Source organism: Nocardia sp. NPDC003999, from assembly GCF_053604885.1.
In genome coordinates this window covers 558,369-574,807 of record NZ_JBSGIB010000001.1, presented here as the reverse complement: position 1 = coordinate 574,807, position 16,439 = coordinate 558,369, and the positions used below count along the sequence as shown (strand labels likewise).

15 protein-coding genes are annotated in these 16,439 nt (G+C 70.0%); 8 read left to right on the top strand and 7 right to left on the bottom strand.

Translation table 11 applies throughout. The features are described from left to right. Positions 1-151 precede the first annotated feature (151 nt). From ACWESM_RS02805 to cofC, 3 genes are all read right to left on the bottom strand, one after another. Positions 152-1,117, bottom strand: coding sequence for an NUDIX hydrolase (locus tag ACWESM_RS02805; protein WP_356961239.1), 966 nt, complete (start codon positions 1,115-1,117; stop codon positions 152-154). Next, positions 1,114-3,285, bottom strand: coding sequence for an RNA degradosome polyphosphate kinase (locus ACWESM_RS02800; RefSeq protein ID WP_355069805.1), 2,172 nt, complete (start codon positions 3,283-3,285; stop codon positions 1,114-1,116). Before ACWESM_RS02800 ends, ACWESM_RS02805 begins: the two co-directional genes overlap by 4 nt. A 71-nt stretch (positions 3,286-3,356) precedes the next feature. After that, complete coding sequence (gene cofC, locus ACWESM_RS02795) at positions 3,357-4,040, bottom strand: 2-phospho-L-lactate guanylyltransferase (protein ID WP_355069806.1); 684 nt, start codon at positions 4,038-4,040, stop codon at positions 3,357-3,359. Positions 4,041-4,071: 31 nt separating this feature from the next. On the opposite strand from cofC, the gene ACWESM_RS02790 reads away from it, so the two are divergent. Then, entirely contained in the window at positions 4,072-5,067 is a 996-nt protein-coding gene (locus ACWESM_RS02790; protein ID WP_364427320.1) for an NAD(P)H-dependent glycerol-3-phosphate dehydrogenase, read from the top strand. A gap of 76 nt (positions 5,068-5,143) precedes the next feature. Further along, complete coding sequence (locus ACWESM_RS02785) at positions 5,144-6,247, top strand: D-alanine--D-alanine ligase family protein (RefSeq protein ID WP_355069809.1); 1,104 nt, start codon at positions 5,144-5,146, stop codon at positions 6,245-6,247. A 52-nt stretch (positions 6,248-6,299) separates the two neighbouring features. On the opposite strand, the gene ACWESM_RS02780 is transcribed toward ACWESM_RS02785, so the two are convergent. After that, positions 6,300-7,067 carry a DUF3515 domain-containing protein gene (locus tag ACWESM_RS02780; protein WP_355069811.1) on the bottom strand — a complete coding sequence of 256 codons (768 nt, stop codon included), beginning with the start codon at positions 7,065-7,067 and terminating at the stop codon, positions 6,300-6,302. A gap of 152 nt (positions 7,068-7,219) precedes the next feature. Between ACWESM_RS02780 and thiL the strand changes: the two genes are divergently transcribed. The 4 genes from thiL to ACWESM_RS02760 are packed head-to-tail and all read left to right on the top strand — an operon-like array spanning position 7,220 to position 10,294. Further along, the gene (gene thiL / locus ACWESM_RS02775) at positions 7,220-8,386 is read left to right on the top strand and encodes a thiamine-phosphate kinase (protein ID WP_452490835.1); all 1,167 of its coding nucleotides are present in this window, start codon (positions 7,220-7,222) and stop codon (positions 8,384-8,386) included. 11 nt (positions 8,387-8,397) lie between these two features. Further along, positions 8,398-9,081 carry a uracil-DNA glycosylase gene (locus ACWESM_RS02770; RefSeq protein ID WP_355070973.1) on the top strand — a complete coding sequence of 228 codons (684 nt, stop codon included), beginning with the start codon at positions 8,398-8,400 and terminating at the stop codon, positions 9,079-9,081. A 50-nt stretch (positions 9,082-9,131) separates the two neighbouring features. Next, complete coding sequence (locus ACWESM_RS02765; RefSeq protein WP_355069814.1) at positions 9,132-9,371, top strand: hypothetical protein; 240 nt, start codon at positions 9,132-9,134, stop codon at positions 9,369-9,371. Between the two features lie 59 nt (positions 9,372-9,430). After that, on the top strand, positions 9,431-10,294 hold the full coding sequence (locus tag ACWESM_RS02760; protein ID WP_355069816.1) for an alpha/beta fold hydrolase: 864 nt from the start codon (positions 9,431-9,433) through the stop codon (positions 10,292-10,294). A 1-nt stretch (position 10,295) separates the two neighbouring features. Here the strand turns inward: ACWESM_RS02760 and ACWESM_RS02755 are convergent, their stop codons facing one another. The 3 genes from ACWESM_RS02755 to rpmB all read right to left on the bottom strand — a co-directional run bounded on the left by ACWESM_RS02755 (position 10,296) and on the right by rpmB (position 11,983). Further along, positions 10,296-11,084 carry an enoyl-CoA hydratase/isomerase family protein gene (locus tag ACWESM_RS02755; RefSeq protein ID WP_364427308.1) on the bottom strand — a complete coding sequence of 263 codons (789 nt, stop codon included), beginning with the start codon at positions 11,082-11,084 and terminating at the stop codon, positions 10,296-10,298. A gap of 79 nt (positions 11,085-11,163) precedes the next feature. Further along, positions 11,164-11,703, bottom strand: coding sequence for a GNAT family N-acetyltransferase (locus ACWESM_RS02750; RefSeq protein WP_355069820.1), 540 nt, complete (start codon positions 11,701-11,703; stop codon positions 11,164-11,166). Positions 11,704-11,791: 88 nt separating this feature from the next. Beyond that, a complete protein-coding gene (rpmB, locus tag ACWESM_RS02745; protein ID WP_039799620.1) occupies positions 11,792-11,983 on the bottom strand; it encodes a 50S ribosomal protein L28 in 192 nt (63 codons plus the stop codon). 329 nt (positions 11,984-12,312) lie between these two features. Between rpmB and ACWESM_RS02740 the strand changes: the two genes are divergently transcribed. Both ACWESM_RS02740 and recG read left to right on the top strand, forming a co-directional pair. Then, complete coding sequence (locus ACWESM_RS02740; protein ID WP_397275724.1) at positions 12,313-14,055, top strand: DAK2 domain-containing protein; 1,743 nt, start codon at positions 12,313-12,315, stop codon at positions 14,053-14,055. Positions 14,056-14,057: 2 nt separating this feature from the next. Further along, positions 14,058-16,340 carry an ATP-dependent DNA helicase RecG gene (gene recG / locus ACWESM_RS02735; protein ID WP_397076625.1) on the top strand — a complete coding sequence of 761 codons (2,283 nt, stop codon included), beginning with the start codon at positions 14,058-14,060 and terminating at the stop codon, positions 16,338-16,340. Positions 16,341-16,439: the final 99 nt, after the last annotated feature.

Here is a 16,439-nt window from a genome sequence, read left to right as displayed (position 1 = left end):
GTGGCCCCACGACTGGGCCCATTCGCCTCAACGTCGAGACGGCCCCGGGAGACACCCGGGGCCGTTTTCGGCTGTCCGCCTGCCGAGACCTCACGGCCGTGGCCGCCACTCGGCGCCCGCCGACCCGCGCGGTGACGCGGGAGCTGCAGGTCTAATCCGACCGCACCACGTAGGCTGACAGCGATCGATCCAGATGGTCGGCGGCCACCAAGCGATGGCCGACGAACGACAGCACCCACACACTGCCCTTGCGATTGCGCGCCGACGGCAGCGCGACTCCATCGCGTTCGGCCAGCCATCCCAGCAGATCGGGGATCACCTTGCCCTGACTGCAGACGACACGAATGGCTTTGTCCGACACCAGGGCTCGAAAACGTTCCCGGGCGTCGTCCGGGTTTTCGGCGTACCCGGTCTCGGAAAGCAATGGCTCCTCGATGATTTCGACACCGAGTTTCTCCGCCAACGGCGCCACGGACTGCACGCAACGCAGTGGTGGAGCCGAATAGACCTCAGATGCGCCGAACGCCAAGAGGTTCGGCGTGAGCGCCTGTGCCTGCGCCTCGCCCTCGCGGTCGAGCGGACGCTGCTCGTCGGGACCGTTGAAGCGGTCCCTGCGGCCTGCTTTGGCATGCCGCACCAACAGCAGAGTGTCGGTGCGCGCGGGCAGCCGGGTGAAGGCGCGCACCACCTGCCGGTCCATCGGATACGACAGTTGGTCCATCACCCGATCCAGCGGATGCCAGCTGAGCACGTCCACCTCGGAGTTGACGGTGAACTCACCGCCCACCTGTTCGGCGGCCCAATAGTCGACCCGCTTCAGCTTGCGGTGGCCGGGGATCGGGTAGGTCACGTGGCCGAGGTAGCGGCCGAGCCTGCTCTCCAGCCCGGTTTCCTCCCGTACTTCGCGGACCGCGGCCAGCACCGGGGTCTCGCCCGGGTCGAGTTTGCCCTTCGGCAGCGACCAGTCCTCGTACTTGGGGCGGTGGACGATCGCGATCTCGATCGCACCCGAGGACGACTCGCGCCACAGCACCGCTCCGGCGGCGTGGATATTGGCGGTGACGCGGGGATCCCAGAACGGGCCCCCCTCTTGTTCGAACCCCGTTTTGGCGTTCACTGCTGATCTGGCCTCCGCAGCCGCATCAAGAACTCCTGATGGTCTCTGATCTTGTCCCCGTCGCCGGACACGCCCGGCGACGCCTGCCACGTGCCGTCCGGTTGCAACACCCAGCAGCGCGTGGTCGGCGACAGAGCCGAGTCGAAGACCCCGCCGAGTTGTTCGGTCAACCGCGGATCCTTCACCTGCGCCATCACCTCGACCCGGCGATCGAGGTTGCGGTGCATCATGTCGGCGCTACCGATCCAGTACTCGTCCTGCGCCTGGAAGTGCAGGATGCGGGAATGCTCCAGGAACCGGCCGAGGATCGAGCGGACCTCGACGTTCTCGCTCATCCCGGGCACACCGGGGCGCAGGCCGCAGATGCCGCGCACCACGATCTGTACCGGCACGCCCGCCTGGGAGGCCCGGTACAGCGCGTCGATGACCTCCTCGTCGACGATGGCGTTGGCCTTCAGCCGGATTCGGGCGTCCTTACCCTCACCCGCCAGATCGGTCTCGCGCTGGATGCGCTCGATGATGCCGGAGCGCACGCTGTGCGGGGCGACGAGCAGATTGCGGTAGTTCTCTTTCCGCGAGTAACCGGTCAGCGAATTGAACAGGTCGGTCAGGTCGGCGCCGATTTCGGGTGCGGCGGTGAGCAATCCGACGTCCTCGTAGAGGCGTGCGGTCTTCGGGTTGTAGTTGCCGGTGCCGATGTGGCAGTAGCGCCGGATGGTGGCGCCCTCGCGGCGCACCACCAGGCAGGTCTTGCAGTGGGTCTTCAGGCCGATGAGGCCGTACACCACGTGCACGCCGGCCTGTTCCAGCGCGCGGGCCCATTTGATGTTCGCCTGCTCGTCGAAGCGCGCCTTGATCTCGACCAGGGCGACCACCTGCTTGCCCGCCTCGGCGGCGTCGATGAGCGCGTTGACGATCGGGGAGTCACCGGAGGTGCGGTACAGCGTCTGCTTGATGGCGAGCACCTGCGGGTCGGCGGCGGCCTGTTCGATGAACCGCTGCACGCTGGTGGAGAACGAGTCGTACGGATGGTGCACCAGCACGTCACCCTCGCGCAGCGCGGCGAAGACGTTGCGCGGCGTCTCGCGCTCGCCGAACGCGGGCGGGGTCGCGGGAACGTACGGAGTGTCCTTCAGATTCGGCCGGTCGACGCCGTACACCTGCCAGAGGCAGGACAGGTCGAGCAGGCCGGGCACCTGGATGACGTCGTCGGGGTCGACGTCCAACTCGCGGAGGAGCAGATCGAGCATGTGCTCGGTCATGTCGTCGGACACCTCTAGTCGCACCGGCGAACCGAACCGCCGCCGGGCCAGTTCCCGCTCCAGCGCCTGGAGCAGGTCCTCGTCGCGATCCTCGTCGACTTCGAAGTCCGCGTTGCGGGTGATCCGGAACGAGTGGTGCTCGACCACCTCCATGCCGGGGAACAACAGGTCCAAATGCGCGGCGATGAGCGCTTCCATCGGCAGGAAAGCCGCGATCGGGGAGCCGGAGTCGGTGCGGCGCACACGGACGAACCGGTCGACGTTGTCGGGGACCTTGACGCGGGCGAAGTGCTCGCCGCCGGTCGCGGAATCCTTTACCGTCACCGCGAGGTTGAGACTCAGCCCGCTGATGTAGGGGAAGGGGTGCGCCGGATCGACCGCGAGCGGGGTGAGGACCGGGAAGACCTGATCCTGGAAGTAACCCGAAAGGCGACTGCGTTCGTCCTCGTCCAGATCGCTCCAGTCGATGATCGCGATGCCCTCGGCGGTCAACGCGGGCAGCACGCTGTCGAGGAAGACGCGGGCATGCCGCACCGCGATCTCCTGGGTGCGCGCGGCGATCAGTTCCAACTGCTCGCCGGGGGAGCGACCGTCAGCCGAGCGCACCAGCAGGCCGGTCTCGGCGCGGCGTTTCAGCCCGGCCACCCGCACCATGTAGAACTCGTCGAGATTGGACGCGAAGATCGCCAGGAACTTCGCACGCTCCAGCAACGGCAGCGACTCGTCCTCGGCGAGGGCGAGCACGCGGGCGTTGAAGTCCAGCCAGCTCAATTCGCGATTGAGGTAGCGATCGCGTGGCAACCGCGCCGCCGACGAGTCGGCGGACAAGGGTGTCGCCGCTGGGGGTGGCGTGGGAAGCAACGGCTGCTGCTTGACGGTTTCCGTATCGCTCACGTCACCGATCATCCCCTACCGGAGAGGTCGTGTGCATCCCGCGACCGTGATCGTCATGTGTCTCACGCCACCACGGCGACCGGCTAGCACACGTGTGGAACGTGTTCGTGAACGCCGCCCGGCCAGCCGATGTCGTGCAGGACAGCACGCGTCGCGTTTCCGGCCCCGAGTGCCACCGCGCGGTCCAGATCGGCGGGGGTGTCGACGTCCAAGCGCAGGCCCGGCCAGTCCCCGGTGAGATCGACCGCGCCCGCGTCGATATGGCTGCGTGCCGACCCGGGACCGAAACGGGGATCGAGCGCGGCGACCGGGTCGCGAACCACGAGCGCGGCGGTGCCGCTGCCCTCGTGATCGATCACGATCGAGCGCAACCCGCGCGGGGCGGCGGCGAGCATGTCCGACAGTTCTTCCGGGCGCAGCGCGGGCAGATCCGCCTGCAAAGCGAGCAGATCGATCGGGCCGTGCGCGCCGCGCAACGCGGCGGCGGTGGCGGCGAGCGCGGTGTTCAGCCCGTCGGCGTGCCGCTGACGCGGTTCCGGATGGACTTCCGCGCCCAACGTGCGGGCCAGGTCCGCGACGGCGGGGTCGGGCGTGACCACGGTGACCGATACGACCTCGCCGACCGCCGCGGTGGCGGTCACGGTGTCGGCGAGCATGGCCAACACCAACCGGGCCCGGTGCTCCGGGCGCAGCCGGTCGGCCAGTCGGCTCTTGGCCTGATCGAGGCTCTTGACCGCGATCACGGCATGCACGGCGTGCGGGCGCATGCGAGCAATCCTTCCATGGCATATTGGGCTGATGACGAGGGCGGCAGTGCTGGGCGCGGGATCGTGGGGCACCGCGTTCGCGAAGGTGTTGGCGGACGCGGGAACCGAGGTCACGATCTGGGCCCGGCGGCCCGAGGTCGCCGCGACGCTGGCCTCCGAACATCGCAATCCCGATTACCTGTCGGATATTCCGCTGCCGCCGGTCGCGGCCACCCACGACCCGGCGGTGGCGCTGGACGGAGCGGACATCGTCGTGCTGGCGGTGCCGTCGCAGTCGCTGCGGGCCAACCTCGCGGAGTGGAAGGGGTTGATCCCCGGCGACGCCACGCTGCTGAGTCTGGCGAAAGGCATCGAGACCAGGACGCTGCTGCGGATGAGCCAGGTGATCGAGGAGGTCACCGGGGCCGATCCGAGCCGGATCGCGGTGCTTTCCGGACCGAACCTGGCGCGCGAGATCGCGGTGGGCCAGCCTGCCGCGACCGTGGTCGCCTGCTCGGACAACGATCGCGCGGTGGCGGTGCAGCACGCCTGCGCGACCGGATACTTCCGTCCCTACACCAACACCGACGTGGTCGGCTGCGAGATCGGCGGCGCTTGCAAGAACGTCATCGCGCTCGCCTGCGGCATCGCGTCGGGAATGGGGCTCGGCGACAACTCGATCGCCAGCCTGATCACCCGCGGTCTCGCCGAGATCATCCGGCTCGGGGTGGCCCTCGGCGCGGAGCCGGTGACGCTCGCGGGTCTGGCCGGCGTCGGAGACCTGGTCGCCACCTGTACCTCCCCGTTGTCGCGCAACCGGTCGTTCGGGCGCGTGCTCGGCGCGGGCGGATCCATGGACGCCGCCCAGTCGGCCACTCATGGCCAGGTCGCCGAGGGTGTGAAGTCCTGCACATCGGTGCGTGCGCTGGCCGAGCGGCACGGCGTCGAGATGCCGCTGACCACCGCGGTGCATCAGGTCTGTCACGAAGGGCTCTCCGTGCGCGAAGCCGTCGGCAACCTGCTCGGGCGGCGGATGAAGCCCGAGTGAGCCCGCTCCGCCCCGGCGGGAGTGTCCGGGACGGTCAGCGGTGGGAGTGCGCATCGAAACGGGTACGGTTCGGGGCATGACGAACCGGATCAGGGTGGCTGTGGTGTTCGGCGGGCGCAGTAACGAGCACGCCGTGTCCTGCGTATCGGCCGGTAGCGTGCTTCGCCACCTGGATCAGGAGAAGTACGAGGTCGTGCCGATCGGCATCACCACGGAAGGCCGCTGGGTGCTCGGCGGTTCGGAGGTGGCCGCGCTCGGCATCCACGATCGCGCACTGCCGTCGGTGGACGCCACCGGCACGGCATTGACCCTGGCCGCGGACCCCAGCCGCCCCGGGGCGCTGATCGCGCTCGACGATCCCGGCGCGGCGCTCGGCTCGGTCGATGTGGTGTTCCCGATCCTGCACGGACCGTTCGGCGAGGACGGCACCCTGCAAGGGATGCTGGAACTCGCCGGAATTCCCTACGTCGGCCCCGGCGTGCTGGCCAGCGCCGCGGGCATGGACAAGGAGTTCACCAAAAAACTGCTCGCGGCGGAGGGGCTGCCGATCGGCACGCAGGTGGTGTTGCGGCCCGGCACCGCGACGGTCACCGAGGAAGACCGGCTGCGCCTGGGTCTGCCCGTGTTCGTCAAACCGGCCCGTGGCGGCTCATCGATCGGCATCACCCGGGTCACCGACTGGAACGAGCTGGACGCGGCCATCGCCGTGGCGCGCGCGCATGATCCGAAGGTGATCGTCGAAGCGGGCATTGTCGGGCGTGAGGTGGAGTGCGGGGTCCTGGAATACCCGGACGGCCGGGTCGCGGCGAGCGTGGTGGCGGAGATCCGGATGCCGGAGACCGGCGTCACCGTCGACGGACCCGCGTTCTACGACTTCGACACGAAGTACCTCGACGACGTCTGCGAATTCGACGTTCCCGCGAAACTGGACGACGAGGTGTCCGACCGGATCCGGGAATTGGCCGTGCGTGCCTTCCAGGCTCTCGACTGCCAGGGACTGGCGCGGGTCGATTTCTTCGTCACCGAGCAGGGGCCGGTCATCAACGAGATCAACACGATGCCGGGATTCACCGCCATCTCCATGTATCCGCGCATGTGGGAGGCCACCGGCATCGACTATGCCGCACTCGTCTCCACGCTCATCGAGACCGCGCTCGTTCGCGGCACCGGGTTGCGTTAGGGCCTGCCGTCGTCGGGTGCGCCCCAGGTGATCGGCGCGCGACTACTCGGAGTCAGTTGGGCAGCGGTCCCGGGTCGATCGGCTGGGCCGGGAGGTTGGCGGTGATGGTGTCGGAGACTTCTTGCAGCGGTGTCGGACCGGAGCCGTCGGGGACGGTGAGGGCGACGTAGGTCCCACGGTCGACGGCGAACCACGTGCTCGCCTTGGCGGCCTGGTCGCGGACCTCGAACCACTGCACGCCGTTCACGATCTGCAGCGGCGAGGCGCGATTGAATTCCAACGGGCGATCCAGCCCGCAGCGCAGCACGATGGCGTCGCCGCCGTCGGCGCGCTGCCATGCGCGTGTGGCGGGCGGAGCGGGCTCGACCAGCGTCGATTTCGTGAAATCACCCAGCTCCGCGGGTAAGGCGGGCAGCAGGGCGGCGCACGCCGGGCCCTCCGCAGCCGGAGCCGGGACAGGGCCGAGCACCAGCGGTTCGCGCTCGACGGGCGCGCGGTGCGCGAGTACGGCGGCGACGAGCACCGCGACGACCAGCACGACCGGAAGCGCCACGGCGGTCGCGATGAGGGCGGGCGGGTACTGGTGTGCCGGGGACGACGCGGGGCGGCTGTCCGGCTCACCGGTATCGGTATCCGCTTTCGCGCTGTCCTCGCTCTTCGACAAGGAAGGAGTGGTCCGCGCGTCCGAGTCGGCGGCTTGTGGGCGATCGGACGCATTGTCCGTCGCCGCCGGTTCCTTCGGGGCGCTCCCGGGATCCGTGGCATCGGTGCGTTCGTGCTCGGGCTCCGCCGAATCACGGTCCGACGAATCCGCCGCCATGCTCACCGATCCTTTCCGCTACGCGCGTCGTCGCTGCCGCGCCGCAGGGCCGTTGGTACTCGAGTGCCCCCGAAAGGGTACCGTCGGGCTCATTCCAGCAAGCAGCGCGCCGGAGAGGATCGGTCATCAGCGCCAGCAGTGCCCCGAGGACAGTGCGTGAACTGGGCGAGTTCGCGCTGATCGAGCGCATCAACGCGGGTCGCGTCCAGGCGCCGGGTGTGCTGCTCGGCCCCGGTGACGACGCGGCGCTGGTCGCGGCGCCGGACGGCCGTTTCGTGGTGACCACCGACATGCTCGTGCAGGACCGGCACTTCCGGCTGGACTGGTCCAGCCCCGAGGACGTCGGCCGCAAGGCGATCGCGCAGAACGCCGCCGATGTGGTCGCCATGGGGGCGACGCCGACCGCGTTCGTCGTCGCGCTCGGCTGCCCGGCCGAGACCCCGCTCGAGGTGATCGACGGACTCGCGGACGGCATGTGGGCCGAGGCCGCCAGGGCGGGCGCGTCCATCGCGGGCGGCGATCTGGTCCGCAGCCGCGAACTGGTCGTCTCCGTCACCGCCTTCGGTGATCCGGGCCGCGGCGCGCCGGTCACCCGAGCGGGTGCCCGCGTGGGCGATGTCGTCGCGGTAGCGGGCCGCCTCGGCTGGTCGGCCGCGGGACTGGCCGCCTTCACCGCCGGAGCGACCGGACCGGAGTTCGTGGAAGCGCTTGCCGCGCATCGCGTTCCGCAGCCGCCGTACGCGCTCGTATTGAGCGCGCTGCGGCGCGGGCGACGCGGAGGACCGAATCCGTCTGAGGTGCAGCCCGTCTCGTCTCGAACCGAAACCACATCCGAGGTAACTGCCGGAGATCCCGGGACCGCACGCCTCGATTCGGGAGCGCCCGGCTCCCTCGGGACCTCGGCTACCGAGTCGTCCGCACCGGTCACGCTCGACGAGGACTTCGGAACCGAAGCGTCCGACGTCGGCCTGCACGCGCTGACCGACGTGTCCGACGGACTGCTCGCGGATCTCGGGCACATCGCGTCGGCCTCGGGCGTGGCCATCGATCTGGATTCGGCCGCCCTGCGCGACCCTGCGCTGGAACCGATCGCCGCCCGGCTGGATGCCGATGCGGCGCAATGGATCCTGACCGGCGGAGAGGACCATGCCTTCGCGGGCACCTGGGCGCCGGACGGTGCGCTTCCCCCTGGATGGGTCGCGATCGGGCGGGTTCTGGCCGGTCGCGGGCTCACCGTCGACGGTGTGGCGCAGACCGGCGACGTCGGGTGGGAATCGTTCCGTGGGGCGGACTCGTCATGCGACGGCCGGTCACGCTAAGTTGTGCGGTCATGGGCGCGAAACCACTGTCGGAAATCATGGATCCGGGATGGGCGAAGGCACTCGAGCCGGTGGCGGATCGGATTACCGCCATGGGCGATTTCCTTCGTGCCGAGAACGCGGAAGGCCGTGGCTATCTACCGTCCGGTGACAACGTGCTGCGGGCCTTCCAGCGTCCGTTCGACGCGGTGCGCGTGCTGGTCGTCGGCCAGGATCCGTATCCGACGCCCGGTCACCCGATGGGGCTGAGTTTCTCCGTGGCGCCGGATGTTTCGCCGATCCCGCGCAGCCTGGCCAATATCTTCGCCGAATACAGCAAGGATCTCGGTCACCCGACGCCGTCCTGTGGCGATCTGAGCCCGTGGTCGGACCAGGGTGTGCTGATGTTGAACCGAGTGCTCACCGTGTCGCCCGGCAAGCCTGCCTCGCACCGCGGCAAGGGGTGGGAGGCGGTCACCGAGCAGGCGATCCGCGCCTTGGTCGCCAGGGACGAGCCGTTGGTCGCGATCCTGTGGGGCCGCGACGCGGCGACGCTGAAGCCGTTGCTGACCGAGTCCGAGGTGCCCTACATCGAGTCCGCGCATCCGTCGCCGCTGTCGGCGTCCCGCGGGTTCTTCGGTTCCCGCCCCTTCTCGCGAGTGAACGAACTGCTCGACGAACTGGGGGCCGAACCGGTTGACTGGCGCCTGCCCTGAGTTGGGCGTCTGTGTGTGATCGACCGAGTTAACGAGTGAGGAGCTGTTCCATGCACAACAACACCGTCCGGGGCGCGCTGCGCGGTACCACCGCGACCCTGGCCTTCTGCGCCGCTCTGAGCAGTGGCGCCGCCGTCGCGAGCGCGGCTCCGCTGCGGCTCGAGCCGGCCACGGAGACCACCACGGCCCCGGTCGCCGAGGAATACACCTCCAGCGGTTCCTCCACCATCTCCGCGTCGTTCAACGCCAAGATCGCGTGCCTGTTCTTCGCGGGCAACCTCGCCTGCTGAACACTCGAAACGCCGGGTTCGCGCCAGCGCGTCCCGGCGTTTGTGCGATCCTACGGATCGTGAGTAATGCGAACTATCTTCTCGAACCGTCCCGGCTCCGGCTGCGCGGTTCGGGCGGAATCGAGCTGGCCGCCGATCAGTTCGGCCCGGTCGACGGCCCGCTCGTCGTCTTCCTGCACGGTGGCGGGCAAACCCGCCATTCGTGGAAGAAGACCGGAGCCCGGCTCGGCGCGTCGGGAATGCGGGTGGTCACGGTGGACGCCCGCGGCCACGGCGACAGCGAGTGGGCACCGGATCGTGACTATCGGCGCCAGACCATGGTGGACGACCTGCTGCTCGTGCTCGAACAGCTGGGCGAGCCCGCGGTGGTCGTCGGGGCCAGCATGGGGGGAATCACCGGTCTGCTCGCCACCGCGCGGCCCGGCGGGGATGCGATCAGCGCCTTGGTGCTCGTCGACATCGTGACCAGGCCCGAGCCGGAAGGCGTCGCCCGGGTGATCGACTTCCTGGGCAAACATCGCGACGGCTTCGACAGCCTCGAACAGGCCGCCGACGCGGTCGCCGAATACCTGCCGCACCGCCCGCGGCCGAAGAGCCCCGAAGGACTGCTGCGCAATCTGCGTGAGCGCGACGGCCGCTGGTACTGGCACTGGGATCCGGACATGCTCAGTGATCGGGTCGAGGACCCGTCCGCGATGATCGAGCCGATGGAGGACGCGGCGCGGGCGCTGCGCATCCCGGTGCTGCTGGTGCGCGGCATGCGCTCGGACGTGGTCAGCGCCGAAGGAGCCGAAGCGTTCCAGCGGCTGGTGCCGCACGCCCAGCTGGTCGAGATCGGCGGCGCGGCGCACACCGCGGCCGGTGACGACAACGACTCGTTCACCGACGCGGTGGCGAAATTCGTGCTCTCCACCCGGGAGTGATTCAGGCGAGTCCGGCGTAGTCGGGTTTGCGTTTCGCGACGAACGCGTCGACGCCCTCCCGTCCGGCGGCGGAGCCCGCGGCAGCGGCGATACCGTCGCGCTCGCTGTCGAGTTGATCGCTCAGCGTCGCGGTGCCCGACTGCCGCAACAGCGACTTGATGCTCGCGTGGGTAGAACGCGGTCCGGTGGCCAGAGTGCGTGCGAGGCGCTGCGCCTCCTCGGCGATCTCGCCGTCGGGGACCAGCCTGCTCAGCACGCCGAGGCGCACTGCCTCGTCGGCGTCGATGACGGCGTCGGTGAGCAGGATTTCGCGCGCCCGCCCCTGCCCCACGATGCGCGGCAGCGTCCAGGACATGCCCCCGTCGGGGCTCAGTCCGATGCCGGGATAGGCCGGGCGCAGTTTGGTGCCGGGCCCGCCGAGGGCTATGTCGGCCAGGCAGACCAGGCTCATGCCCGCGCCCGCGGCCCAGCCCTGCACCGCCGCGACCACCGGCACCGCGGTCGCGTCCAGCGCGCGGACGAAATCGTGCAGATCGGTGGCCAGACCGCGGATGTGCGCGGAGCGGTCCTGCGCCGCGGCGAAGCCGCGCACGTCGCCGCCGGCGCAGAAGTTCGCGCCGGTGCCGCGCAGCAGCACCGCGCCCACCTCGGACCCCAGCGAACCCAGTGCGGCGGTGCCCGCGTTGATGCCCGCGAAGTCCATGGACGTGCCGTTGGCGGAGGTGGCGATGGTGATCTGGAGGACGCCGTCGACGGTCGTCACGTAGCCGGTTTGCTCGCTGGTGGTCATGATCTGCACCTTAACGGGCGCGGCCGGACGCAGTCCCTCGGTAGTCCGCACGGCAACCGGAGCGAGGGCGAGGTTACCTCTAGCGGCCGTCGTCCGACACCGACTCGGCGTGCGTCGTCGGCGTGCGCACCATGCGCACCTCGATCGCGGCGGTGAACGGTTCGACCTTGCGCGTGCCGTCGAGCACGAACCCATGCCGCCGGTAGAACGCCTTGGCGCGCGCATTCTGCTCGAACACCCACAGCGAGCACGGAGCGGCCGGATCGAGCGCGGCGCGGATCAGGTCGTCGGCGACCCCGCTGCCGTGCCAGGAGGAACGCACGTAGAGCGCGTGCAGTTCGATCGGGATCACCGCGTCCGGGTCGCCGGGCGGGCCCGCGCTGGAAAATCCGATCACCACGTCATCTACGACCGCGACGTGCGTGCGGCCCGGATAGCGCAGCCGGTCGCGCTCCCACTGCTCGGCCCGTCGTCCGATATCGAAGGCGTCGAGCACGTGCGCGGGCACCAGCCCCCGGTACGCCTCGCGCCAGCAGGCGATGTGGCATTCGGCGAGGCTGTAGACGTACTCGGCGGTCAGCGGCTGAACCCGCCACGGATGCTCGGTCACAGCGGCCATGCGCGGCCCGCACTCATGACAACGCCCCGGACCACCCGATACGGGTGCCGGGGCGTGTACCGACGAGGCCGGTCAGCCCGAGGGCGGATCAGCCGCGGGCGACCTTGCCCGCCTTCAGGCAAGAGGTGCACACGTTCATCCGGCGGGTGTTGCCCGGGGCGACCTGCGCGCGAACGGTCTGGATGTTCGGGTTCCAACGACGGTTGGTGCGCCGGTGCGAGTGCGAGACCGACTTCCCGAAGCCGGGGCCCTTGGCGCAGACGTCGCAGACGGCAGCCATAGTCGCGAACTCCTTCATGTCAATGGTGGGGACCGCCGCTTTCGCGGTGCGGCGCATCCTCGTGCAATGTCGAGTGCCCTGTCAGCGGAGAGCCGACCAGCGCAGACCGGTGACGGCCGCGCGAGGCAACCCTGCAAGGGTAGCTGTGCTGCCTTCGATCCACCAAACCGGTCCCCGTGAACGAGTGCCGGATCGGTCGCCGGGCATATCCATTCTAATGACGCGGTCTTACCGGTCGCCTGTCGGGACCGCCCGCTAACCTGGCGGGCGGTGGTGGTGCGCAGGTGGCGGAAGGGAGTGAGGTGACGGTGTCCGGAGCGCGAGACGTGATGGACGGCACGGCATTGCTGCGCTGGGGCCGTACCTGTCTCGCCGGCCTGGAGCATCGGCGCGAGGAGATCAACGCGCTCAATGTGTTCCCTGTCCCGGACGCGGATACCGGCACCAATCTGCTGGCCACGATGCGTGCCGCGGTGGAGGCGGGGGAGGCGGCCGCGCGGGCGGACGGGAGCGCCGCCCGTGCCGTCGCCGTCGCGATGGCGCACGGCGCGACGGTCGGCGCCCGCGGCAATTCCGGGATCATCCTGTCGCAGGTACTGCGCGGCGTCGCGGACACGGTGCACGGCGGTCCGTTCACGGCCGACAGCCTGCGCGCCGCGCTGGCCAGGGCCTCCGAACTGGTCCGTGAGGCACTGAGCGTGCCGATCGAAGGGACGATCCTCACCGTGCTCGACTGCGCGACCGCGGCGGCCGCGGCATGCCCCGACCAGGAATTGGCGGATGTGGCACTCGCGGCGGCCGACGGCGCGGCCAAAGCGCTCGGCGATACCCCGTTCCAATTGGGCGTGCTGCGTCGGGCCGGTGTCGTCGACGCGGGAGCCCGAGGGTTGGTCGTGCTGCTGGACAGCTTGGTCACCGTGACCCGAGGCGAGGCGCCGACGCGGCCGGAGTACCCGCGGCCCGCGGCGGCCGACCGTTCGGCGCCCGCCGGCGAGGCCGAACCGCAGTACGAGGTGATGTATTTGCTGGCCGACTCCGACGAGCGGAAAGTGGCCGCGTTGCGCGCCCGTCTCGGCGAACTCGGCGACTCGGTCGTCGTCGTCGGCGACGGAAGCGGATCCTGGTCGGCGCACGTGCACTGCGCCGATGCGGGTGCGGCGGTGGAAGCGGGCATCGCGGCGGGCATGCTCAGCCGGATCCGCGTCGAGAACGTCGCTTTCGCTTCGCACGCGGACATATCCGAGGTGTCGAGCGGCCTCGGCGCGGCTGATCGCGCCACGCGCGCGAACCCCGGCGAACTGTCCGATGGCGATGCGTCCCGGACCGGGCCTGCCCGAGGCGAAGGCATCGCGGGATCGGTTCCGCCCGCCGATTCGACCCAGGTGGTGGCCGGTGCGCTCGGCCCGAGCGTAGCTCCGGCCGACCGCGGGATTCTGGCGGTGGTCGCGGGTGCGGGCGCGGCGACGCTGTTCGAGGACGCGGGCGCGGTGGTGCTGGCAGGCGAGCCCGTCACCGCGGCAACTCTGCTGGCCGCGATCCGGCGTATGCCGAACCGAGAGGTACTGGTGCTGCCCAACGGCGCGCTGCCTGCGCACGAATTGGTCGCCGTCGGTGTCGCCGCGCGTGACGCCCACCGGGACGTGCTGCTGTTGCCGAGCGCGTCGATGGTGCAAGGACTGGCGGCCTTGGCCGTGCACGACCGCGGGCGGATCGCGGTGGACGACGCCTTCGCCATGTCCGAGGCGGCCGCCACCACGCGCTGGGGATCGCTGCGCGCGGCGACCGAGCGCGCGCTCACCATGGTCGGCACTTGCGAACCGGGCGATGGGCTCGGTCTGGCCGGGCACGACGTCGTCGTGATCGAGCGCGATGTGCCCGCCGCCGGGCGGACGCTGCTGGACCGGCTGCTCGCCTTCGGCGGCGAGCTGGTCACCCTGCTGATGGGCGCGGCGGCGCCGGATGGCCTCGGCGACGAACTGGCGGCGCATATCGCGCAGAACTTTCCCGGCGTCGAGGTGATCGTGTATTCCGGTGGGCAGCAGGGCGATTCGGTGCAGATCGGAGTGGAGTAGGCATGGCGGCACTGAGTGATCGGCTCGACCACATCCTCGGCGCGAAGGCAGCGGACTCGCTCGCGGACGCTTTCGACATGCGGACCGTCGAGGATCTGCTGCGGCACTACCCCCTGCGATACGCGACGCAGGGGCAGCCGCTCACCGAGGAAGCGCCGGAAGACGGTTCGCACATCACCGTCATCGGCCGGATCACGAAGGCCGAGCTGCGGCCGATGCGCAACCGCCGCGGTTCCCTGCTGAAGGTGGTCCTCGACACCGGCTCCGGGCGCGGCGTGGACGTCACCTTCTTCAACGGCGACAAGGTGAAGTACGTGGTCCGCGAAGGGTTGCGCGCGATGATGTCGGGCACGGTGAACTACTGGCGTCCCGGCCAGTGGAACCTCAGCCATCCCGGCTACTTGATCCTGCCGGAAACCGAGGGCGATGACGATTCGGTCGGCGCGCTGACCAGGGTGCGCGGCGGCGGAGACCTGCGCGGCCTCGCGGAGAGCGCGAAAGGCGCGGGGGGAGTGGACACCTCGTTCATGGAACGCGAGTTCATCCCGGTCTACCCGGCGACCGCGAAGGTGCAGAGCTGGGACGTGCTCGCCTGCGTGCGTCAGGTGCTCGACCAGCTCGATCCCCTCGACGATCCCGTACCGGAAGACGTGCGCGCCGAACGCGCGCTGCCGAACCTGTCCGACGCGCTGCGCCTGATCCACCTGCCCGAACGCAAGGACGATATCGATCGAGCCAAGGACCGGCTGCGTTTCGACGAGGCGCTGGCCTTGCAATTGGTCTTGGCCGAGCGCAGGCACGAGGTGTCCGGGCGCAGGGCGCGCGCTTGTGCTCCGCGGCCGGACGGTATCGCCGCGGCGTTCGAGCAGCGACTTCCGTTCGAACTCACCGCGGGGCAGCAGCAGGTCGTCGCGGAGATCTCCGCCGACCTGGCCCGTGAACAGCCGATGCACCGGTTGCTGCAAGGCGAGGTGGGCTCCGGCAAGACGATCGTCGCCCTGCACGCCATGCTGCAGGTGGTGGACGCGGGACTGCAGTGCGCGCTGCTCGCCCCGACGGAGGTGCTCGCCGCGCAGCACTATCGGTCGCTGCGCGGCATGCTCGGTGACCTGGGCGCCGCGGGCGAGCTGGGCGCGGCCGACCACGCCACCCGAGTGGTGCTGGTGACCGGGTCGATGTCGGCCTCGGCCAAGAAGGCGGCGTTGCTGGAAGCGGTGACCGGTGAGGCGGGCATCGTGATCGGCACGCACGCGCTGATCCAGGACAACGTCGAGTTCTTCGACCTCGGCATGGTGGTGGTCGACGAGCAACATCGCTTCGGTGTCGAGCAGCGGGATGCCCTGCGCGCCAAGGCGAAAGCGGGCGCCAGTCCGCATCTGCTGGTGATGACCGCGACCCCGATCCCGCGCACCATCGCCATGACCACGCTCGGCGATCTGGAGACCTCCACGCTGACCGAACTGCCGAGAGGCCGCTCGCCGATCGTCTCCAGGGTGGTGCCGCGCAGGCAGCACCCGAACTGGGTGGATCGCGCCTGGGAGCGGATCGTGGAGGAGGTCGCCGCCGGGCGCCAGGCGTACGTGGTGTGTTCGCGCATCGGCGACGACGAGGAGGCCGCGGGCAAATCCCGCAACGGGCGGGCGAAGAACGGCGACGGCGAGAAGGACGGCCCGACCACCCAGGCCGTGCTGGACGTGTTCGAGACGCTGCGCGCGGGCCCGCTGTCCGGCGTGCGGGTCGGCTTGCTGCACGGCAGACTGCCCGCCGACGAAAAAGACCAGGTGATGCGGGCGTTCAACGACGGATCGGTGGACGTTCTGGTGTGCACCACCGTCGTCGAGGTCGGTGTGGACGTGCCCAACGCGACGGTGATGGTGATCGTCGACGCCGACCGGTTCGGCGTCAGCCAATTGCATCAGCTGCGCGGCCGGATCGGGCGGGGCGAGCACCCCGGTTTGTGCCTGCTGATCACGGATGCCGCGCCGGGCGGGTCGGCCATGGCGCGTCTGGACGCGGTCGCCGCCACCACCGACGGCTTCGAACTCGCGGTGCTCGACCTGCGGACCCGGCGCGAGGGCGACGTGCTGGGCGCCGCCCAATCCGGCACCGCCCGCTCGCTGCGCCTGCTGTCACTGCTGGACGATCTCGAGGTGATCACCGCGGCGCAGGAGTTCGCCCGCGCGGTGGTGGCGTCCGACCCGGGGCTGCGCGGGCATCCCGGGCTGGCGGGGATGATGCACGCGGCGGTGGACTCCGAGCGGCTAGAGTATCTGGCCAAGTCTTGATCGCCCCGGCGGTGTGGACGGGAGACGTCGGACTCCGGGCGCGCACGTGCGGCGGCCACGTCGCCGTTCGCGCACAGTGGCGGCCGAAAGATCGGTGCT

Bases quoted from the DNA above. Each gene is read 5' to 3' on its own strand.
- ACWESM_RS02800 (WP_355069805.1), bottom strand. From the start codon at position 3,285: ATGATCGGTGACGTGAGCGATACGGAAACCGTCAAGCAGCAGCCGTTG.
- cofC (WP_355069806.1), bottom strand. From the start codon at position 4,040: ATGCGCCCGCACGCCGTGCATGCCGTGATCGCGGTCAAGAGCCTCGAT.
- ACWESM_RS02790 (WP_364427320.1), top strand. From the start codon at position 4,072: ATGACGAGGGCGGCAGTGCTGGGCGCGGGATCGTGGGGCACCGCGTTC.
- ACWESM_RS02785 (WP_355069809.1), top strand. From the start codon at position 5,144: ATGACGAACCGGATCAGGGTGGCTGTGGTGTTCGGCGGGCGCAGTAAC.
- ACWESM_RS02780 (WP_355069811.1), bottom strand. From the start codon at position 7,067: ATGGCGGCGGATTCGTCGGACCGTGATTCGGCGGAGCCCGAGCACGAA.
- ACWESM_RS02770 (WP_355070973.1), top strand. From the start codon at position 8,398: ATGGGCGCGAAACCACTGTCGGAAATCATGGATCCGGGATGGGCGAAG.
- ACWESM_RS02765 (WP_355069814.1), top strand. From the start codon at position 9,132: ATGCACAACAACACCGTCCGGGGCGCGCTGCGCGGTACCACCGCGACC.
- ACWESM_RS02755 (WP_364427308.1), bottom strand. From the start codon at position 11,084: ATGACCACCAGCGAGCAAACCGGCTACGTGACGACCGTCGACGGCGTC.
- ACWESM_RS02750 (WP_355069820.1), bottom strand. From the start codon at position 11,703: ATGGCCGCTGTGACCGAGCATCCGTGGCGGGTTCAGCCGCTGACCGCC.
- rpmB (WP_039799620.1), bottom strand. From the start codon at position 11,983: ATGGCTGCCGTCTGCGACGTCTGCGCCAAGGGCCCCGGCTTCGGGAAG.
- ACWESM_RS02740 (WP_397275724.1), top strand. From the start codon at position 12,313: ATGGACGGCACGGCATTGCTGCGCTGGGGCCGTACCTGTCTCGCCGGC.
- recG (WP_397076625.1), top strand. From the start codon at position 14,058: ATGGCGGCACTGAGTGATCGGCTCGACCACATCCTCGGCGCGAAGGCA.